At 66.1% G+C, this 18368-nt stretch carries 15 protein-coding genes and 1 pseudogene; 5 read left to right on the forward strand and 11 right to left on the reverse strand.

The features are described 5' to 3' along the window. Window positions 1-15 precede the first annotated feature (15 nt). Both R9B84_RS30040 and R9B84_RS30045 read right to left on the reverse strand, forming a co-directional pair. Window positions 16-1179 carry an ATP-binding protein gene (locus R9B84_RS30040; protein WP_423761106.1) on the reverse strand — a complete coding sequence of 388 codons (1164 nt, stop codon included), beginning with the start codon at window positions 1177-1179 and terminating at the stop codon, window positions 16-18. A 64-nt stretch (window positions 1180-1243) separates the two neighbouring features. After that, window positions 1244-1954 carry a response regulator gene (locus R9B84_RS30045; RefSeq protein WP_047902631.1) on the reverse strand — a complete coding sequence of 237 codons (711 nt, stop codon included), beginning with the start codon at window positions 1952-1954 and terminating at the stop codon, window positions 1244-1246. Between the two features lie 220 nt (window positions 1955-2174). Here R9B84_RS30045 and R9B84_RS30050 point away from each other — a divergent pair, with 220 nt between their 5' ends. Beyond that, window positions 2175-3089 carry a glutaminase gene (locus tag R9B84_RS30050; protein ID WP_423761107.1) on the forward strand — a complete coding sequence of 305 codons (915 nt, stop codon included), beginning with the start codon at window positions 2175-2177 and terminating at the stop codon, window positions 3087-3089. A gap of 410 nt (window positions 3090-3499) precedes the next feature. Beyond that, window positions 3500-3805, forward strand: coding sequence for a DUF3892 domain-containing protein (locus R9B84_RS30055; RefSeq protein WP_423761108.1), 306 nt, complete (start codon window positions 3500-3502; stop codon window positions 3803-3805). A 346-nt stretch (window positions 3806-4151) separates the two neighbouring features. Here the strand turns inward: R9B84_RS30055 and R9B84_RS30060 are convergent, their stop codons facing one another. From R9B84_RS30060 to R9B84_RS30070, 3 genes are all read right to left on the reverse strand, one after another. Beyond that, window positions 4152-5105, reverse strand: a complete 954-nt coding sequence (locus R9B84_RS30060; RefSeq protein WP_423761109.1) for a hypothetical protein — start codon at window positions 5103-5105, stop codon at window positions 4152-4154. A 474-nt stretch (window positions 5106-5579) separates the two neighbouring features. Then, window positions 5580-6083: a cupin domain-containing protein gene (locus R9B84_RS30065; RefSeq protein ID WP_423761110.1), complete on the reverse strand. Its 504-nt coding sequence runs from the start codon at window positions 6081-6083 to the stop codon at window positions 5580-5582. 641 nt (window positions 6084-6724) lie between these two features. After that, entirely contained in the window at window positions 6725-7984 is a 1260-nt protein-coding gene (locus R9B84_RS30070; protein ID WP_027787261.1) for an IS256 family transposase, read from the reverse strand. Between the two features lie 55 nt (window positions 7985-8039). Between R9B84_RS30070 and R9B84_RS30075 the strand changes: the two are divergent. Further along, a pseudogene (locus R9B84_RS30075) lies at window positions 8040-8258 on the forward strand (helix-turn-helix transcriptional regulator); the annotation flags it as partial. A gap of 397 nt (window positions 8259-8655) precedes the next feature. Then, window positions 8656-10095, forward strand: coding sequence for an MFS transporter (locus tag R9B84_RS30080; RefSeq protein WP_423761111.1), 1440 nt, complete (start codon window positions 8656-8658; stop codon window positions 10093-10095). A gap of 279 nt (window positions 10096-10374) precedes the next feature. Here the strand turns inward: R9B84_RS30080 and R9B84_RS30085 are convergent, their stop codons facing one another. Then, window positions 10375-10845 (reverse strand): winged helix-turn-helix transcriptional regulator, encoded by a 471-nt coding sequence (locus R9B84_RS30085; protein WP_423761112.1) that lies wholly within the window; start codon window positions 10843-10845, stop codon window positions 10375-10377. 153 nt (window positions 10846-10998) lie between these two features. On the opposite strand from R9B84_RS30085, the gene R9B84_RS30090 reads away from it, so the two are divergent. Continuing rightward, the gene (locus R9B84_RS30090; RefSeq protein WP_423761113.1) at window positions 10999-12222 is read left to right on the forward strand and encodes an MFS transporter; all 1224 of its coding nucleotides are present in this window, start codon (window positions 10999-11001) and stop codon (window positions 12220-12222) included. Between the two features lie 130 nt (window positions 12223-12352). On the opposite strand, the gene R9B84_RS30095 is transcribed toward R9B84_RS30090, so the two are convergent. From R9B84_RS30095 to R9B84_RS30115, 5 genes are read right to left on the reverse strand one after another with little or no spacing between them, the layout of a single operon-like run. Then, complete coding sequence (locus R9B84_RS30095) at window positions 12353-13519, reverse strand: glycosyltransferase family 4 protein (RefSeq protein WP_175958641.1); 1167 nt, start codon at window positions 13517-13519, stop codon at window positions 12353-12355. Continuing rightward, the gene (locus R9B84_RS30100; protein WP_423761114.1) at window positions 13519-14703 is read right to left on the reverse strand and encodes a glycosyltransferase family 4 protein; all 1185 of its coding nucleotides are present in this window, start codon (window positions 14701-14703) and stop codon (window positions 13519-13521) included. The genes R9B84_RS30095 and R9B84_RS30100 overlap by 1 nt, the downstream gene beginning before the upstream one ends. After that, window positions 14700-16166 carry an O-antigen ligase family protein gene (locus R9B84_RS30105; protein ID WP_423761115.1) on the reverse strand — a complete coding sequence of 489 codons (1467 nt, stop codon included), beginning with the start codon at window positions 16164-16166 and terminating at the stop codon, window positions 14700-14702. Before R9B84_RS30105 ends, R9B84_RS30100 begins: the two co-directional genes overlap by 4 nt. A 10-nt stretch (window positions 16167-16176) precedes the next feature. Beyond that, window positions 16177-17313, reverse strand: a complete 1137-nt coding sequence (locus R9B84_RS30110) for a glycosyltransferase family 4 protein (protein ID WP_423761116.1) — start codon at window positions 17311-17313, stop codon at window positions 16177-16179. 43 nt (window positions 17314-17356) lie between these two features. Next, window positions 17357-18316 carry a glycosyltransferase family 2 protein gene (locus tag R9B84_RS30115; RefSeq protein WP_423761117.1) on the reverse strand — a complete coding sequence of 320 codons (960 nt, stop codon included), beginning with the start codon at window positions 18314-18316 and terminating at the stop codon, window positions 17357-17359. Between the last annotated feature and the right edge of the window lie 52 nt (window positions 18317-18368).

Below are 18368 nucleotides of genomic sequence, written 5' to 3' on the forward strand. Positions count from 1 at the left end.
GCGCGCGCCCCGCCGTCAGTGCGCGGGGCCGGCCGCGGCGCGTGCCGTGCCGATCGGCCAGCTGATCTCGAAGCGCGCGCCGCCGAGCTCGACCGGATCGACGACCGCGATCCGGCCGTTGTGCGCGTGGAGCACCTGCCGCGTGATCGACAGCCCGAGCCCGTAGCCGCCGGTGCGGCGGTCGAGGCGCACGAACGCGTCGAAGATCCGCTCGCGCTCGCGCTCCGGCACGCCGGGGCCGTCGTCCTCGACGAAGATCCCGATGTTGCCGTGCTCCATCGCGATGCCGACGACGATCCGCGATTGCGCATACTTGCTCGCGTTGCGCAGCAGGTTGCGCATCGCGTACGACATCAGCCGCCGGTCCATCTTCACGCGCAGGTCCGACTCGAGCGCGACGCGCGACTCGATCGTGCACTCCGGATACAGCAGCTGCGCGTCGTTCACCTGGTGCTCGAACCACGCGACCGGCGCGGTCATCTCCAGGTTCGACTGCAGCGAACTGTATTCGAGCCGCGCGAACGTGAGGCTCATGTCGATCAATTCCTCGAGCTCGGTCACGTCCTGCGCGATGCTCTCGAGCGCCCCCTGGTATTCGGCGGCGGAAGCGGGCTCGCGCAGCATCTCCAGCGCGAAGCGCACGCGCGCGAGCGGCGTGCGCAGCTCGTGCGAGATGCCGTTCGTGAGATCGCGCTGCGCGGCGATCAGCCGCTCCATGCGCATCGCGAGCGCGTTCAGCGTGCGCGCGAGCGGGCCGATGATCACGCTGTGCGATTCGCGTGCGCGCGTGTTGAAGCGCCCGCCGGTGAAGTCGATCGCGCGCTCGCGCACCATCACGAGATCCGACCAGACCGGCCGCATCCACCGGTATGCCGCGAGCGCGGGCGCGGCGAACACGAACGCGAGCACGATCCAGATGTCGCCCGGCAGCGAGTCGAACGCATGCCACACGACCTGCGGCGACAATTCGACGCACAGCGCGAGCGCCGGCACGATCGCGGTCAGCAAGACGAGGCCGAGCAGATGCAGGTAGGTGCGCACGTACAGGCGCGACCAGCTCGGAATGCGGTCGGCCCGCGTATCGGTCCACGCGCGGCGGAAATGCAGCCAGCGCCATCTGACATAGCGCAGTGTCGACAACGGCGGTGCATCGGGGTGCGAAAGGGTTCGTCGGATCATCGCGGCTCCCGGCTGGCGGGCGGAATGCCCGCGCGGAACGTGACGGCGTCGCCTGGCGGCGGCGTCAGTCCCACGCGTGTTTGCTGAATTGGTAACCCTTGCTGCGGATCGTCTTGATCCGCTGCGGGTTGCTCGCGTCGTCGCGCAGCTTGCGGCGCAGCTTCGAAATGCGCCCGTCGATCGTGCGGTCGAGGCCGTCGAATTCGACGCCGCGCAACTGCAGCATCAGGTCGTCGCGGCTGACGACTTCGCCCGCATGGCACACGAGCGCCCACAGCAGGTCGAATTCGGCCGACGTCAGATCGGGCGTGCTGCCGTCCGGCAGCACGACGGTACGGTCGGTGCGGTCGATCGAGAACTTGCCGAATGCATAGCGTTCGGGCTGCGACGCAGGGCTCTCGGTCGCGCGCGCGGGCGCGCGGCGAAGCTGCGCCTTGATCCGCGCCAGCAGGATGCGCGGCTCGACCGGCTTGTGCACGTAGTCGTCCGCACCGAATTCGAGGCCGAGCAGCTCGTCGAACGGCTCGTCGCGCGCCGTCACCATGATGATCACGCCGTCGTACTGCTTGCGCGCCTCGCGGCAGATTTCGAAGCCGTCCTTGCCCGGCAGGTTCACATCGAGAATGACGAGATCGGGGCGAATGGACAGGATCGCCGGCACCGCGGCGTCACCATGCAGCACAGTGTCGACTTCATAGTCGTTCTTGCGCAGGTAGCCGGCGATCAGCGTGGACAGGCGGGTGTCGTCTTCGACGAGCAGGATGCGAAAAGACATGGGCAACGGTCGAGTCATCGGGGAAGCCGCGGCGGCGCCGGCCGGTGCCGGACGCCGGCCATCGGCCGAAACGTACCGCATGATACTGCGCCCGCCGATTGCCCGTTTGCCTGTCTCAAAAATAAGGGTTCGATGCCGGCCGCGCTTGACGAATTGGCGCCGGGACGGTTCCATACGGGCTCGCCGGAATCCGGGCCACGCCTCTACCCTGCCTGACGTGATGAATTACCAGACGATCCTCGAACGCATCCACACCGAACTCGCCCCCTGGATTGGCCAGGGACGGGTCGCCGACTACATTCCCGAACTCGCGAACGTGCCCGCCGACAAGTTCGGGATGGCCGTCGTGACGCTTGACGGAAACGTTTACACGGTCGGCGACGCGTACGAGCGTTTCTCGATCCAGAGCATCTCGAAGCTGTTCGCGTGCACGCTCGCGTTCCAGTTGCTGGGCGATGCGCTGTGGGAGCGGGTCGGCCGCGAGCCGTCCGGCACCGCGTTCAATTCGCTGGTGCAGCTCGAAAGCGAGCGCGGCAAGCCGCGCAATCCGTTCATCAATGCCGGCGCGCTGGTCGTCACCGACGTGCTGTGCCGCCGCTTCGTGAGGGCCGAGACGGCGCTCGTCGAATTCGTGCGGCGGCTGATCGGCGCGACCGATATCGACTACGATTCGCGCGTTGCGCTGTCGGAGCTGCAGCACGCGGAGCGCAACCGCGCGATGGCGCATTTCATGGCGAGCTTCGGCAACATGCAGATGCCGCCCGACACGGTGATCGATGCGTATTGCCGCCAGTGCGCGATCACGATGAACTGCGTCGAACTCGCGCGCGCCGCACTGTTCCTCGCGAACGGCGGCGTCGCGCCGGTGACCGGCGAGCGGATCGTCGATTCGAGTTCCGCGAAGCGGCTGTCGGCGCTGATGCTGACCTGCGGCACCTACGATGCGGCCGGCGATTTCGTGTATCGCGTCGGGCTGCCCGCGAAAAGCGGCGTCGGCGGCGGGATCGTCGCGGTGCTGCCCGGCGAGATGGCCGTGTGCGTGTGGGCGCCGGGGCTCGATGCTAATGGGAATTCGTTGGCGGGGACCAGGGCTCTTGAATGGTTGACGACCTATTCGGGGCGCTCGATCTTTTGAAGCGTCGAAGTCAAGCGTGCCTCATGTGGCGCGACGGCGGCAGATTCCTGTCGGCGCGCGCCAGAGCGCTCAATGGGAAATTCGGCCATCGGCAGCAATCGACCCGACGCGGTCATTGCAAATCATCCGCGGTTGACGTCCGGTTTCGAGAAACAGCGGCCACTCTCTTATTCTTCGCAGCGAGCGCTCGGCGTGCGCTGAGCGAAGGTAAGAAGACCGCACAAGACGATTCCAGTGGCGTTCGCGAGACGTAATCTTGAAGGCGACAGCATATGCAGCGCGATCGGTAGAAAAAGGCCCAATTAACGACAGCCGGATGAATGACCCCTGACTCGTCTTCACCAACGGGCTCCTCCCTGTCGTACACTGTGTTCTAGGCGCTACCGCCGGGGAAAAGGAGAAATCTTAAAATGGCGAAGTTTGATTATTACGTGTCCGCTGTTGAGTACAACAGCGACAACAGCCATATCTCGAAATTAAGAGTGCATGAAGTTGGCTCGGACGGCAAATTTAAGGCATCCGTGGAAATGACCCGTCCGCAAGTCATTGAGCTGATCAACAAAAAAAAGACATTCAGTACGATGACGAGGGGAACAGATGGAAATTGGAAAGCCGGGGCGAAGCTTGAGATCATCCCGGTCACCACAGACTACCTGAAGACAGAAAGGGATAGTTCCACTAGAGACAACCTTGAGAACTTGCCGTTGATTAAGTGAGCGTGAATGAACGTCGGCGATGAGCACGGAAGCGAGAGGTGCTCATTGCCACTTTCGGCAGTCATAGAGGAAAGGACGCGTCCGGTGAGTTATTCCGCACAATAAATAGTTTGTGGCTACGGAACCAGCAGATTCTAGCTGGCAATCTTAAGTCACCGCCGACAAGGGCTCGACAAAGTCACTTTGAACGGCCCTGTTCGACCCGCTTCTGCCATTTAGCGCCTTGCACCATATGCGTCGCTTTTCGGATTACAGCCGCCATAGACGGCAAGAAGCCGCTGGCGAATTTTCGGCCTCAGCAACCGGCCTGCGAACAGATTTCCGTCGAATCAAACGCATGGGCGCGTTATGCTTTCCGATTCACGTCCCAGAAGGCGTGGTTCATATTACGTTCAATGTCTCGGATTTGCGCTGTCGCCTCCTTAGCCTCCTCCTTGGAGATTTTTCCAGCCTTGGCGAGAATCTGGATTTTCGCCAACTGGTTGGTCCTGTCGTTGAAGCGTTGCCGATTCAGTTTTAGGCCGTCGATGAACAATTTGGCGCTCACTCGAACCAGTTCCTCGTACTTCTGGCAAAACTCGATTGCAGGGCGAACGGTGTCAGTGACATCCATCCATTCATTGTGTTCGTCTGCGAGCTGGTCGAAATGCGCTGGGCCGATGATGCTCTTGTCGGGGATGCCGCTGTTGGTCACGCCGATGTCCCGGTAGACCTTCCTCGCCAACTCAGAGCAGTAGGCGAAATTCTTCGCCGGCTTCTTGGACGGAAGAATCAAATAGGGCTGCGCCAGGTAAAAGGCGCACGCTCTCATGATGCTTTCCATATCGTTCGGGCCAATCGACTTGTGCCGGATTACGCGCCATCCCGGTTCGGCATCAGCGAGGACCTCGGAGACGATCCGGTTAGACGCACCCGCCTTGGGGATCGCGTCAATGCAGACGAAGTCTGCGTGCACAAGAGCGACATGACTCGACTTCGCGTTCACGTACAGGACCTTCTGAGCGTTAGCCAAGAACCGGTTGCTAGTCATCAAAATGACGTCGCCCGGCCGTAGCAATCCGTCTACCTGAGCAAGCTCGCGCATGAACTCGTTATCTTCGTTCCGAATCATGGCTCGATGGATGTGCAGCTGATGCTCGGGGACCCCGCTCAGCTTGGCCATCATGTCCAGCGCCACGTCGGGAAGGTTGCGCAAGTCCTGCACGAACTTCTCCCCCTTGTCCTCGGAGGCCATAAGTCGGAACACGTTCGCCGCGGCGGCGTTGCGAGCCGCCTCCTGCGCAGTCAGTGGTTTGTTCATTCGTATCAAGCGATAGTCAAGATGGACGTCCGTTTTCGGACGCTTTGGATTTGGCCGTGGGAAGCTTACCGAATAATCGCTCCGGCCGGTGACGTGACGCCGGCTACCGTCAATCGTACGTCTGCTCGCGGAGCAGGGCTGCCGTCTGAATGTCCTAGCGACGCACCGGACGATGGTCTCTTCATGGCCGAACTCGGTCGTCGAAGGCAGCACGGCACTCGCCCATCCGTCGATACCGATGGAATCACATGCGAGTTTATATATTCGTAGCGCAGGGACGTTGGCTTTGGAATGGTTGACGACTTATTCGGGGCGGTCGATTTTTTGAATCCGCGAAGTTAAGCGTGCCTCATCTGGCACAACGGCGGCCGATTCATATCGGCGCGCACCGGCGCGCTCAATGGGGAACTCGGCGATCGGCATCAGTCGGCCCGAAGCTGCCTTTCGGCGAAACGGAAAGCGGCCATTCAACGCTCAGGTCAAGGGGCGTTCTTGCGACGCACGCACATCGTCTTCAACGGATTGTCGGGCGACTGCCGGAATCGGAGCGCTAGGAACGAGCCCGTAGCGGGCCATGACTGCCAACAACTTCTGGCGGTCTGGCGGCCCGCCGGCATTCACAACGCCTTGTACATCCAGAAAGTATTGCGCACCCAGGTCAGGAGTAAGGACGATTAGTGCCCTGGCAGTGGCTTGATGAGGGTTGCTGAACGCATGGACGGAGCCCTTGGGTGTATGCATCCACTGCCCCGGCGCCAGATCCCTGACAACACCGTCGACGGAATAGCGAATGAGCCCCGCCAACGCGTATATGCATTCTTCACTGTGGGTGTGGCTATGTGGTGGCGGAACGTTTGCCCCCGGAGCGATCGTCAACTCGAAGACGCCCATGCCCTTCGCGGCGGATCCGTCTATGAGATAGCGCACTGTCAGGCCACCAATTGTGATCGGCTCAAGAGTGGATGCGTCTGTGGTCATCGCGAATACTCCGAACAGGAAAGGTGTTATCAGCGGAGGCGCCGGGGCAACAAATCCGAGATACCTGGCTACCAAGCCTGGCGCAGACGGCTGGCTCGATAGTGCAAGCATACTGTCTGCAGCCGAATGCGCAAGAATGCGCGGCCGCCCACGGAAAAAGATGATTAACTGCGCAACGCCGTTCCTGGCCGAACTTGGTCATCGACAGAGGCGTAGCACTTGCGCGCGGTCTGTGCCGGACGGATTACATGTCAGTTTATATTGCCGGAGTGCCAGCACGTTGGCGTTGGAGTGGTTGACGACTTATACGGGGAGGTCGATTTTTTGAGGGGGTGAAGTTAGGCGTGCCTCATCTGGCGCAACGGCGGCAGGTGAGTTTCGGCACACTCAATGGAGAATTCGTCGTTCGGCAGCGATCGACCCGAAGCTGCCGACTGCCGCGCAAGTTCCCGACGTCCGCTGCACATTTCGGGGCAGCCAGTCAGGCTAAAGCTCACGGTGACTTCTGCCAATCCGCCTCGGAAAGTGACAAGCAGAAGTCATCCACGTCCAGGGACCGTTGAAGGGCAAGGAAGTCGTCGAGCTGGCGATGCCCGAATGGGGGAGGTATCCGGAATTTCGTGTGTGAGGCGGGTTAAAACTCAGATTCCGATACTAAAGCGCTCTGGGTAAAGCAGCGCGAACTGGGTCATCGCGCTCTTCCAATCGTGCCGGGAGCCGGTCCACTTGGCAACGACGTTGCGCAGCGCCAGCCAGATCAGCTTCAGCGCGGCCTCGTCCGACGGGAAGTGGCCGCGCGCCTTGATGATCTTGCGAAGCTGCATGTGCAGCGACTCAATGGCGTTCGTGGTGTAAATGATCTTCCGGATGTCCGGCGCGAACGCGTAGAAGGGAATCACCTGCTCCCAGGCTCGCCGCCAGAGCGCGGCAATTGGCGGGTATTTCGTGCCCCACGGTCCAGCGTCGAACGCGTCCAGCGCCACGGCGGCCGCCTCGGCCGTCGGTGCCCGGTAGATCTCCTTGAGCGCGGCGGCAGCCGACTTGCGATCTTTCCAGCTCGCGAAGTCCAGCGAGTTGCGGATCAGATGCACGATGCAGGTCTGAACCGTCGTTTCCGGGAACACGGTGTTAATCGCTTCCGGGAAGCCCTTCAGGCCGTCGACCACGGCGATCAGGATGTCCTGCACGCCACGCAGTTTCAGGTCGTTGACGACCCGCAGCCAGAACTTGGCGCCCTCGGTCTGCTCGATCCAGAGGCCGAGCACATCACGTGTGCCGTCGCGGCGCACGCCGAGCGCCAAGTAGATCGCCTTGTTGCGGACCACGCCTTCGTCGCGAATCTTGACGCGCAAGGCGTCAAAGAACACGACCGGATACATCGGCTCGAGCGGCCGCTGCTGCCATTCACGCACTTCGTCGATCACCGCGTCGGTCACTGTACTGATGAAGTCCGGCGATACCTCGATGCCGTACATCTCCAGCAGGAACCCCTGAATCTCCCGCACGCTCATGCCGCGCGCGTACATCGCGATGATCTTGTCGTCGAAGCCGGTAAAACGTCGCTCGCCCTTGGCAATGAGCACCGGATCGAACGTTCCTTCGCGGTCACGCGGAATCTCGACGTCGAGCAGGTCGTCGTCGGTCGTGATGCGCTTGCGACTGGTGCCGTTGCGGTGGTTCGTGCTGTCCGACGGCTTGGCCTCGCCCTTCTCGTAGCCGAGATGGTGGGTCAGTTCGCCGCCCAGCGCCCGCTCGAAGATCGCCTTCTTGAGCGCGGCAAGCTGCTCGTTGATCGTCGCCCGGTCCAGCGTTCCGGGCACCAGTTGCTTGATCAGTTCCGGGTCCAGGTTCAAGCCCTTGCCCGGTTCGATCGTCACTTCTTCCTTGCGTTTGCGTGGCATAAAAGTGGCTCCTTGGTCGCCAGTTTATGCCTCGCACACAAAGTTTCGGATAGGCTCGTTTCATCAACTGTTCGTCGATGCATTCGGCGAAACGCCGCATCGCTACCTGCAGCGGCTGCGGCTCGACGCGGCGATCGTGCTGCTCGCCGACGGCCGGTATCCGCTCGTCGATATCGCAGGCATGGTCGGCTTCGCGGACCAAAGCACGTTCACGCATGCGTTCACGAAGCGCTTCGGCGTTGCGCCGGGACGCTGGCGCGGCGAGCGGCATTGAGCGAATTCGCCTCCCTGGACACGCGTCAATCCATGTAGCGGCACGGTTCCGCAAACCGCGTGCGAATCGGTCGGGCCGCAACCTTCATCGCCCCCGCTTCTTGCCTGCTTCTTGCCTGCTTCTTCCCCCGCTTCTTCCCCCGCTTCTTCCCCCGCTTCTTCCCCCGCTTCTTCCCCGCTTCTTCCCCGCTTCTTCCCCGCTTCTTCCCCGCTGCTTCCCCGCTTCCTTCCCGCTTCCTTCCCGCTTCTTTCCCGCTTCTTTCCCGCTTCTTTCCCGCTTCTTTCCCGCTTCATTCCCGCTTCGTTCCCGCTCGCAGCCCGGCCGCACCGCGTCGCGCGTTTCGACGCTTCACGTACCGCTGAAACATCGCCGGCCCGCCGCGTCCTACGATGGGCGCATGGATACGACCGCTCCCTCCCCCGCCTTCCCGCCCGCGCTGGCACGCGTCGTCGCGACCGTCAGCACCGGTTTCGTCGTCACGCAGCTCGACGTGACGATCGACAACATCGCTCTGGCGCATCTCGCCGCCGACCTGCGCCTGCCGGTCGCCGGCCTGCAGTGGGTCGTCGATGCGTACACGCTCGCGTTCGCGGTACTGATGCTGTCGGGCGGCGCGCTCGGCGACCGCTTCGGCGCGCGCCGCCTGTATGTCGCGGGCCTCGTGCTGTTCGCGCTTGCGTCGCTCGCGTGCGGCGCCGCGAGCGCGCCCGCGATGCTGATCGCGGCCCGCGCGCTGCAGGGTGTCGGCGCCGCGGCGATGCTGCCCAATTCGCTCGCGCTGCTCAACGACGCGTGCCGGCACGACCCGCACCTGCGTGCGCGGGCGGTCGGATGGTGGACGGCGGCCGGCTCGATCTCGATCGCGGCCGGCCCGGTCGTCGGCGGCCTGCTGATCACAGCGTGGGGCTGGCGCGGCATTTTCCTCGTGAACCTGCCGCTGTGCGCGGCGGGGCTCGCGGCCGCGTTCGCGTGGGTACCCGCACGCCGTGAGACGGCCGCGCGCACCCGTTCCATCCGCGCGCTCGACCTGCGCGGCCAGCTCATCGCGATCGCGATGCTGACCGCGCTGACCGGCGCCGTGATCGAATGGCGGCCACTCGGCTTCGCGCACCCGGTCGTCGCCGGCGGCTTCGCGCTGGCGGCGCTCGCCGCGCTCGCGTTCGTCGCGGTCGAATCGCGGTCGGCCACGCCGATGCTGCCGCTGTCGCTGTTTCGCCATCGCACGTTCAGCGCGGCCGTGCTGTTCGGGATTTGCGTGAACCTCACGTACTACGGCACCGTGTTCGTGCTCGCGCTATACCTGCAGCGCGCGCGCGGCGAATCGGCGTTGCAGGCGGGTCTCGCGTTCCTGCCGCTGACGGGCGGCTTCCTGCTGTCGAATCTCGCGAGCGGCCGGGTCGTCGCGCGTCACGGCCCGCGCGTGCCGATGATCGCGGGCGCGCTCGTCGCCGCGCTCGGCTACGGGTCGCTGCATTTCGTCGATGCGTCGACGCCGCTGCCCGTGCTGCTCGTGCCGTTCCTGCTGATTCCGTCGGGAATGGGCTTCGCGGTGCCGGCGATGACGACAGCCGTGCTCGCGTCGGTCGCGCCCGAGCGGGCCGGCATCGCGTCGGCCGTGCTGAATACCGCGCGGCAGGCCGGCGGCGCGATGGGCGTCGCCGCGTTCGGCGCGCTCGCGGGCGGCGGCAGTGCGTGGCAGGTCGGCGACGGGTTGCGGATCGAAACGGCCGTGTCGGTCGCGCTGCTGGTCATCGCCGCGCTGCTCGCGACGCTGGTCCGGCCCGATGCGCATCGCGGCGCGTTGCCCGCGCGTCGGGCGGTGCCGGCGGCCGATTGACCGTGTGCGGTCATTGCGGTCACGCTTCGCCAGGATCACGCTGGATCAGGTAACGCCACGGAAACACGTTGCGCTTGAAATGACTCGCGTAGCCGCCCCTGCCGGCCTCGATCACCATGAACCGCAGCTTCGGATGCAATGCCTGCGGCGCTTCGAGTTCGTCTCAATCGAGACAGGTATTTCTCAGGGTCAGCCTGTGGAGCCGCCGGTCGGCGTTGCTCTTCAGCAAGCGCCCGTACGCATCGAACGACGTCACGCTGCCGCCGCCGCGCCTGACGCTCACCGCCGCGTCGCGCCCGCTTCGTCGCCGACCTTCCTCACGACCGTCTCGGCCGCCTTCACGGGCCGGCCATCGTCGTGCCGCAGCGCGAGCTTGCGGATCGCGCGCCCCGTGTCGCGGTCGACCAGCACCGAATGCGGCTCGCCGCGCGCGAACAGGTTCGCCTCGCCCCACTGCCGCAGCATCACGATGACCGGAAACAGCCCCTCGCCCTTCTTGGTCAGCGCGTACTCCTGATACGCGGTGCCGTCCGACGCCGGCACGACGTCGAACACGCCGGCGTCCACCAGCATCCTGAGCCGGTCGGACAGGATGTTGCTCGCGACGCCGAGGCTCGCGCGGAAATCGCCGAAGCGGCGCACGCCGTCGAACGCGTCGCGCACGATCAGCAGCGCCCAGCGATCGCCGACGATATCGGTCGCCCGCGCCACCGGGCACGGCGATTCCGCAAGACTCTTCTGCCTGGCCATGTTCCTCTCCGCAGTTCTGCCGGCCGCCCTCGCGGGAGCGCCGGCCATCCGTGCGCGGGCCCATCGCCCGCCGCACAACAGGTTGCATTTTAAAACTACTTTTCCTACACTCACACCAATTTCAAATTGCAACTACTTTGCACAAGGAAACCCATGGCGTCTTCCTGTCATTCAAGTACCGTTCCGTCGAACGCGGCGCATCCGGCCGGCGACGGCCGCCTGTCCGCGGCCAGCGTCGCGTTGCTGGCCGCCTGCTGCGCGGCCAGTGTCGCGAACGTCTACTACGCGCAGCCGCTGCTCGATTCGATCGCGCAGGATTTCGGCGTGTCGCAGGCGGCCGTCGGCGGTGTCATCACGGCCACGCAGCTCGGCTGCGCGCTCGCGCTGCTGTTCGTCGTGCCGCTCGGCGACCTGCTGAACCGCAAGCGACTGATCGCCGTGCAGCTTCTGCTGCTGACGGCGGCCTGCATCGGCGTGGCGGCGGCATCGACCCGCATCGCGCTGCTGGCGGGGATGGTCGCGGTCGGGCTGCTCGGCACCGCGATGACGCAAGGGCTGATCGCGTGCTCGGCCGCGTTGGCCGGCGCAGGCGAACGCGGGCGCGTGGTGGGTGCCGCGCAGGGCGGCGTCGTGATCGGGCTGCTGGCCGCGCGCTCGCTGGCCGGCGTCGTCACCGATATCGCCGGCTGGCGCACGGTCTATCTCGTCTCGGGCGCGCTCGCGATCGCGATGCTCGCCGTGCTGTCGCGGATGCTGCCCGACACGAACGCACCGCGCGCGCGCATCGGCTACATGGCGCTGCTGCGATCGATGGTGTCGCTGCTGCGCGACGAACGCGTGCTGCGCGTGCGCGGCGCGATCGCGCTGCTGATGTTCGCGGCGTTCAGCATCTTCTGGAGCGCGCTCGTGCTGCCGCTGGGCGCACCGCCGCATTCGATGTCGCATACGCAGATCGGCGCATTCGGCCTCGTCGGCGCACTGGGCGCGGCGGCGGCCACGCGCGCGGGCCGGCTCGCCGATCGCGGGCGCGGCGAAGCTGCGACCGGCGCCGCGCTCGTACTGCTCGCGTGCTCGTGGCTGCCGCTCGCGTTCGCCAATACGTCGATTGCGCTGCTGATCGTCGGCATCGTGCTGCTCGACGTCGGCGGGCAAGCCGTCCACGTCGTCAACCAGAGCATGATTCTCGGCACGCGGCCCGACGCGCATGCGCGCCTCGTCGGCTGCTACATGCTGTTCTACTCGGCCGGCAGCGGGCTCGGGGCGATCGCATCGACGATGATGTATGCGCGCGCCGGATGGACCGGCGTCTGCGCGCTCGGCGCGGTCGTGAGCGTGGCCGCGCTCGGCGTGTGGGCCGCGACGCTCAGGCGCGCGTGACGCGTGCCGGCGATGCGGATCGAGCGGGGAAAGCCGGCGCGCCCGTAACGGGCGGCCGGCGCACGAACCGGCCACGCATGCGCGCCGGTTCGATCTTCGGATCGGCACGCATGGTGCGCGCCGCGGGCGCTCAGCCTGCCGCCTGGATCGCCTCTTCGTACACGCCGGCAACGCGCCGCGCGATCACCGCGTTGTCGAAATGATCGCGCGCATAACGCTTGCACGCGGCCTCGTCGGGCAGCGCGATCGCGCCCGACAGCGCGCCACCGAGCCCTTCCGCGATCGCGTCCGCGCCGGTCGACGGCAGCACGAGATCGTTGGACAGCCCGGCAACCGCCTCCGGCAGCCCGCCGACCGGCGTGACCAGCACGGGCGTGCCGGACGCGAGCGATTCGACGGTGATCAGCCCGAAGCCTTCGAGCGCGACCGTCGGCACGACGCTGACCGTCGCCGCGCGGTACAGCGCCGCGAGATGATGGTCGGGCACGAAACCGAGCAGCTTCACGTTGTCCTGCAGCCCTGCCGCGTCGATGCGCTGCTGCAGCTCCTCGCCGATCTTGCCCTTGCCGGCGATCAGCAGCAGCACGTCCGGGTGACGGTGCTTGACGAGGCCGATCGCGTCGATCAGGTCCTCCAGCCCCATGCGCCGCACGAGCCGGCGCACGGCCAGCACGATCGGCCGGTCCTGCGGCAGTTGCAGCTTGTGCCGCGCCTCGGCGGGCGTGAGCGGCGTGTCGAACTGCGCGGTATCGACGCAGCCGGGAATCACGCGCACACGCGACGGTTCGATTCCGTAGCGGTTCGTCAGGATCTGGCCGAACGCCTGCGACAGCACGATCAGCCGCGACGAGCGCGTATAGACGGCCTGTTCGAGATAGCGCTTCGCGCGCTGCCCGAGCGACGCCGCGCCCTCGACCTGGCTTTCGTCGGCCCACGGCCCCTGGAAGTGCGACACCTGCGGAATCCCGCGCGTCACGTCGAGGCCCGGGAACGTGTACAGCGCGAAGTGCGACGAAATCACGTCCGGCCGTTCGCTGCGAATCTCCTCGCGCAGCGCGCGCCGCGCGGCGAGCATCCGGCGCGCGAGCGTCTGCGACGCGGGACCGAAGCCCTGGATCGCGCCGCCCGTGTCGTCGGCGACCTTCGGCGAGCCCGCGACGAGCCCGCGCACCTCGACGCCCGCGCCCGGCAGCGCGCCGACGAGCGAGTAATACATCCGGTCGAGGCCGCCCGCACGTTCGGGAAACCAGTGCATGCCGATCTGCAATGATTTGATCGGCCGGGAAGATTGAGACATCACGACTGCTCCTGCGTGACTGCATGCTCGACCCGCTCGAAAGCGGACGGCTGCGTGGGTTGGCCGATGCGCCGGTAGAGCGCGACGTACTGGGCACCCATGTGCGCCCAGCCGAATCGGGTCATCAGTTCACGGGCCGCGTCGCCCATCGCGCGGCAGGTGTCGCGCGACGCCGCGAGCGAACCGATCGCCTGCGCGAGCGCGGCCGGATCGTCCGGATCCTCGAGCACGATCCCGCATTCGCGCGTGATGATTTCCGCGCCGCCCGCGGTGCGCGCGGTGACGACCGGCAACCCGGCCGCCATCGCTTCGAGCAGCGACAGGCTCATCGCTTCGTAGCGCGACGGGAACACATACGCGTCGACCGAGCGCATCAGTGTCGGCATGTTTTTCACGAGACCGAGGAAATGCACGCGCGAATCGATGCCGAGCGCGCGCGCCTCGTCCGGATACGGGCTGCCGGGCAGATAACCGGCCACCGCCAGATGGACGTTCGCCGGCAGTTGCGTCAGCGCCTTCAGCACGGTGCCGAGGTTCTTGCGCGGCGTGCGCAGGTCGCCGACGAACAGCAGCAGGAACGCGTCGTCCGGCAGCTTGAACGCCGCGCGGTCGGCCTGCGCGCCCGCGAACGCACTGCCGTCGACGCCGTTGTAGATCACGCTGATCTTGCGGCTGTCGATGCCGAGCGCCGCGATCTCGTCGGCCACCTTCTGCGACACGGCGGTGATCGCACGCGAACGCCGGTAGGCCCAGCGCTCCAGCACGGTGTTCACGCGCGTATAGACGTACTGGTAAGCCGACCATATCCCCTTCGTGAGCCCGAACGGATAGTACGGGCTCCTGAACCAGCCGCCGTGCACGAAGTGCGCGGTATTCACGTCGGCCTTGATCCACGAGATGAAGCCGTTCACATGCAGCACGTCGTACTCGCCGCGATGCGCGCGCAGCCACCACGCGCTCTTCAGCGCGAACACCTGCTGCTTGACGAGATTCGACGGCCAGAAGCGCCCGACCTTCACGGGCACCCAGCGCACGCGCGGGTCGGCCAGCAGTTCGGGCGCGACGTGCGACGCGACCAGCGTGACTTCGTAGTGCTCGGCCAGCGCCGCGCGCGCGATTTCGTAATTGACGCGGCCCTGCCCGTCGTTATGTCGCACGACATGCGTGACGATCGCGATTCTCAAAGGTCGCCTCCCCGTGAACGCGCGGCGACCTGCAGGCGCTTCGACTTCTGCCAGTGCGCCGCGGAAAGTATCGAAAAAATGGCTGTAAACATCAGCAGGCCGCCCGTGCCGATCAGCGAGTTCGTGAACACGAGCATCGCGAACGTCGACAGGCACAGGCTCAGGCACGCGCCGACGAACTTGTCCTTGCGCAGCTTGAATGCCGCGCGCAGCGTGCGGCCGAACAGCATCACGACGCCGGCGAGATACAGCAGCGTGCCGGGCCAGCCGAGCACGAACGGCACGTTCATCACGCCGCTGTCGAAGCTGCCGTACTTGCCGAGCTCGCCGCTGTCGCTCGACAGCTTCGTCGATGCGCCCGTCGCGCCCATCCCTTCGCCGGCGACGTCGGTAAACGCCGTCTGCGCGAAGGTGGCGTAGAACTTGTTGCGGTCGTCGTAGCTGCGGTCGTCCTTCAGGTTCGTGATCGACTGCAGACGCGCGCCGAGACGGTCGGCCACTGGCCCGACGGTCAGGAGCGGCACGCATAACCCGACCAGCACGACGCCGCTGATGAGGATCCGCATCCGCACGCGGTTGTTCGACTGCGCGAGCTGGATCGCGAGTGCGATCACCCAGCCGCCCCACGTCGAACGCACGAGACACAGCGCGAACGACACGAAACCGGCCGCACCCGCGAACCAGCGGATCTTCTGCGGCGCCGCGAGCACGAACACCAGCGCGCCCATCATCGCGAACGCGAACGGCCCCGACGAGTTCATCGTGCTGAATACCCGCACACCGTACGGCACCGGCTCGCCCTGCGAACCCATGTCCGAACCGATCATCCACAGCACGTCCCACTGCGGCATCACGAAGTACTGCACGACGCCGTACACGCCCATCACGAGCATGCCCCACATGAACGTGGACAGCAGCACGTCGCGGTACTCGGGATAGTCGCGCGCGTTGACCATGATGTGAAAGCCGATCAGCACCGGGTACACCCAGTTCGCGAGGTCGTAGGTCGCGGCCATCACGCCGCTCGACACGATCCCGACGAGGTACGCGTACGCGAGCCCGAACAGCATCAGCAGCACCGGTATCCCGCGCCGCTGCGCGAGCACGCGGTAATGCCGGATCAGCCCGAAGCCGGCGATCATCGTCACCGCGAGCGGCGCGACCTGGATCAGGCTGGTCGGCGTAAACGCGCCCTTCGACCAGTCGGCGAGACGCCGCACTTCCGGGCTCAGGAACCACACCCACCACATGAAGCCGACATACCGCGCCGGGCTCTTGAAATACAGCCAGATACCGACCGCGATGGCCAGCACCGGAAACGCGAGCGTCAGCACCTTGCCCTGGTGAATGGCGATCAGCGCGGCGGTAAATGACCACAGCCCGGCCTGCCCGATCCAGTGCTTCGGTTCGGCAAACCAGCTGCGGCTGCGCGACGGTGCGCGTTCGGCGGTTATCGTACTCATCGATCCGCTCTCACCGCGACGACGGACGCGAATCCGCCAGCGGCATCGCCAGGCCCGCGGCCACCGGCGTGCGGCGCCGGCGCAGCATGTCGCGCGTGATCCGCACGTGCTGCTCGGCGAACGCCTGCGTGGTCAGGTCGCGCTCGCGCAGGCATGCGGCAGCGGCCCGCGCGCAGCCGAGCGCCGCAACCGGGTCGGCGACGAAGCGGTCGGCGGCCTGGCGCATCGCCTGCGCGTCGAACGCCGGCACATAGGCGGCTGTGTCGTGCGGGAAGTAGTCGCTGAGCCCGCCGACGTCGGACACGATCATCGGCTTGCCGACGGCTGCCGCCTCGAGCATCACGGTGATGCCCGACGCGTGGAAGTTCGGCCGCAGCGGCACGACGATCACGTCGGCCCACGCGTACAGCTCGTGCTGCTTCGCGAGCCCCGACGCCGAGCCGATCTGCACGTTCGGCGCATGCCACTCGCGCGGCACGCGGCGCCGCGTCGCGAGCCGCACGTCGTAGCGCTCGTCGCCGCCGAACGCGGCGAGGAACGTGCGCCAGTCGCGGTCGCGGTCGTTGCCGATCGCCGCGATCCGCAGCGGCCGGTTCGGTTTCCACTGCTGCGGCTCGTTGAGCGGGAAATCCTGCGTGTTCAGCCCGTAGTAGACGAACTCGGCATCGCGCCCGAGGTAGCGGCGGCACAGGTCGGCGTTGTCGCGGGCGAGCGTGGTCAACGCATCGGCGCGCGCGAGCAGCTTGCGGTACAGCCAGCGGCGCGGGCCGCCGAAGCTGCTCCACTTGTCGAACAGCCACACGCTCTGCGCGAGCAGCAGCGGGCGCTTGCCCTGCGCGCCGGCGAGCTTCAGGATCAGCGAAGCGGCGAGGTGCTCCTGCTCGGTGTGCGTCCAGATCACATCGGTGTTCAGCAGCGCGGCGCGGTTGCGCCATGCATGCACGACGTCGAAACCGAGCGCCGCCTTCAGCGCGCGGCGCGCGAGGCCGGCGACACGGCTCTCGCCGCCGTCCTGCGAATACGTCAGCCGAAATTCGTCGGATTCGGCATGGTGATAACCGTACAGGCAGCCGATGTTCTCGCCTTTCCGGTAGGTACGCGGATCGGCGCCGTAAAACAGGTGGACGTGAATGTTCGTTGATGTCATGCGAGCCCTCCGGGCGTGGCCGCGCGCGATGCGCGCAGCCCGTTCAAGACGTCACCGGCGGCATCGCCGCACGATGGGAGGCAAGGTTCGCGCGGCGTGCATCGCGTGCGCCGCGGCGCACCGCGCGCCAGTGCTCGCGGATCCGGTTGCGCTGCGCCGTATGCAGCGACAGCAGCACGTGCGCGAAACCCGGATAGACGCGCGTACCGACCAGCGTCCACCACCACCACGCGATCTCGCGCCGAAGCGGCGGCAGATGCTCGCGCAGGATCAGATGCAGGTTGTACGCGCCGTTGCTGATCGCATTCAGCGACGCGGCATCGCGCCGGTCGTCGTCGAAGCGCTCGGCCGGGAAATGATCGACCGCGATCGCCGGGTCGTAGACGAGCTTCCAGCCGGCGCGCTGCACGTGCATGCTGAAACCCATGTCGTTGTGCATCTGCGCACCGGCGCCGCGCAGCCGCGTGTCGAAACGCAGCCGTTCGATCGCGGTGCGGCGGTAGCTCATGTTCGCGCCTTTCAGCATGTCGACTTCGCGCGCGCCACCGACGCCGAGGTGATGATTGCCGACGATCTTGCCGGACAGCGTGAGCTGGCCGACGCGTTCGCGCGATTCGTCGAGCACGCGGCCTTTCTCGTGCACCCAGTCGCGCCCGCCGACCGCACCCACGCGCGGATCGGCCTGGAATACCGACTCGACGCGCGCCAGCCAGTCGGGTTGCGGCGCTGCATCGTCGTCGGTGATCGCGACGATGTCGCCGTTCGCCGAGTCGAGCCCCTTGTTCAGCGCGGCGACCTGCCCCGGCACGTCGACCGGCACGATGCGCAGCGGCAGCGCGCCGCCGACCGCCGGATCGGCGAGCCGTTCGTGCGTGGCATCGTCCTCCGGGCGCGCGACGACGATCACCTCGTCGGGCAGCCGCTGCTGCCGCTGCAGCGCCAGCAGGCAGCGCGCGAGGTCGGCCGGGCGCCGGTAGGTCGGAACGAGCACGGAAATTTTCATCGATGGTTCTCCAGTCGGCCGGGCTGGCGCGCTGCGCGCCGGCCCGGTTTCG

The sequence above is a fragment of the Burkholderia sp. NLJ2 genome (assembly GCF_049487195.1).
Lineage (GTDB): Bacteria > Pseudomonadota > Gammaproteobacteria > Burkholderiales > Burkholderiaceae > Burkholderia > Burkholderia pyrrocinia.

What these genes read in the sequence shown, in the direction of transcription:
- R9B84_RS30095 (WP_175958641.1), bottom strand. Translation starts at nt 13,519, where the DNA reads ATGTCTCAATCTTCCCGGCCGATCAAATCATTGCAGATCGGCATGCAC.
- R9B84_RS30055 (WP_423761108.1), top strand. Translation starts at nt 3,500, where the DNA reads ATGGCGAAGTTTGATTATTACGTGTCCGCTGTTGAGTACAACAGCGAC.
- R9B84_RS30050 (WP_423761107.1), top strand. Translation starts at nt 2,175, where the DNA reads ATGAATTACCAGACGATCCTCGAACGCATCCACACCGAACTCGCCCCC.
- R9B84_RS30060 (WP_423761109.1), bottom strand. Translation starts at nt 5,105, where the DNA reads ATGAACAAACCACTGACTGCGCAGGAGGCGGCTCGCAACGCCGCCGCG.
- R9B84_RS30115 (WP_423761117.1), bottom strand. Translation starts at nt 18,316, where the DNA reads ATGAAAATTTCCGTGCTCGTTCCGACCTACCGGCGCCCGGCCGACCTC.
- R9B84_RS30080 (WP_423761111.1), top strand. Translation starts at nt 8,656, where the DNA reads ATGGATACGACCGCTCCCTCCCCCGCCTTCCCGCCCGCGCTGGCACGC.
- R9B84_RS30065 (WP_423761110.1), bottom strand. Translation starts at nt 6,083, where the DNA reads ATGACCACAGACGCATCCACTCTTGAGCCGATCACAATTGGTGGCCTG.
- R9B84_RS30090 (WP_423761113.1), top strand. Translation starts at nt 10,999, where the DNA reads ATGGCGTCTTCCTGTCATTCAAGTACCGTTCCGTCGAACGCGGCGCAT.
- R9B84_RS30110 (WP_423761116.1), bottom strand. Translation starts at nt 17,313, where the DNA reads ATGACATCAACGAACATTCACGTCCACCTGTTTTACGGCGCCGATCCG.
- R9B84_RS30040 (WP_423761106.1), bottom strand. Translation starts at nt 1,179, where the DNA reads ATGATCCGACGAACCCTTTCGCACCCCGATGCACCGCCGTTGTCGACA.
- R9B84_RS30070 (WP_027787261.1), bottom strand. Translation starts at nt 7,984, where the DNA reads ATGCCACGCAAACGCAAGGAAGAAGTGACGATCGAACCGGGCAAGGGC.
- R9B84_RS30105 (WP_423761115.1), bottom strand. Translation starts at nt 16,166, where the DNA reads ATGAGTACGATAACCGCCGAACGCGCACCGTCGCGCAGCCGCAGCTGG.
- R9B84_RS30085 (WP_423761112.1), bottom strand. Translation starts at nt 10,845, where the DNA reads ATGGCCAGGCAGAAGAGTCTTGCGGAATCGCCGTGCCCGGTGGCGCGG.
- R9B84_RS30045 (WP_047902631.1), bottom strand. Translation starts at nt 1,954, where the DNA reads ATGTCTTTTCGCATCCTGCTCGTCGAAGACGACACCCGCCTGTCCACG.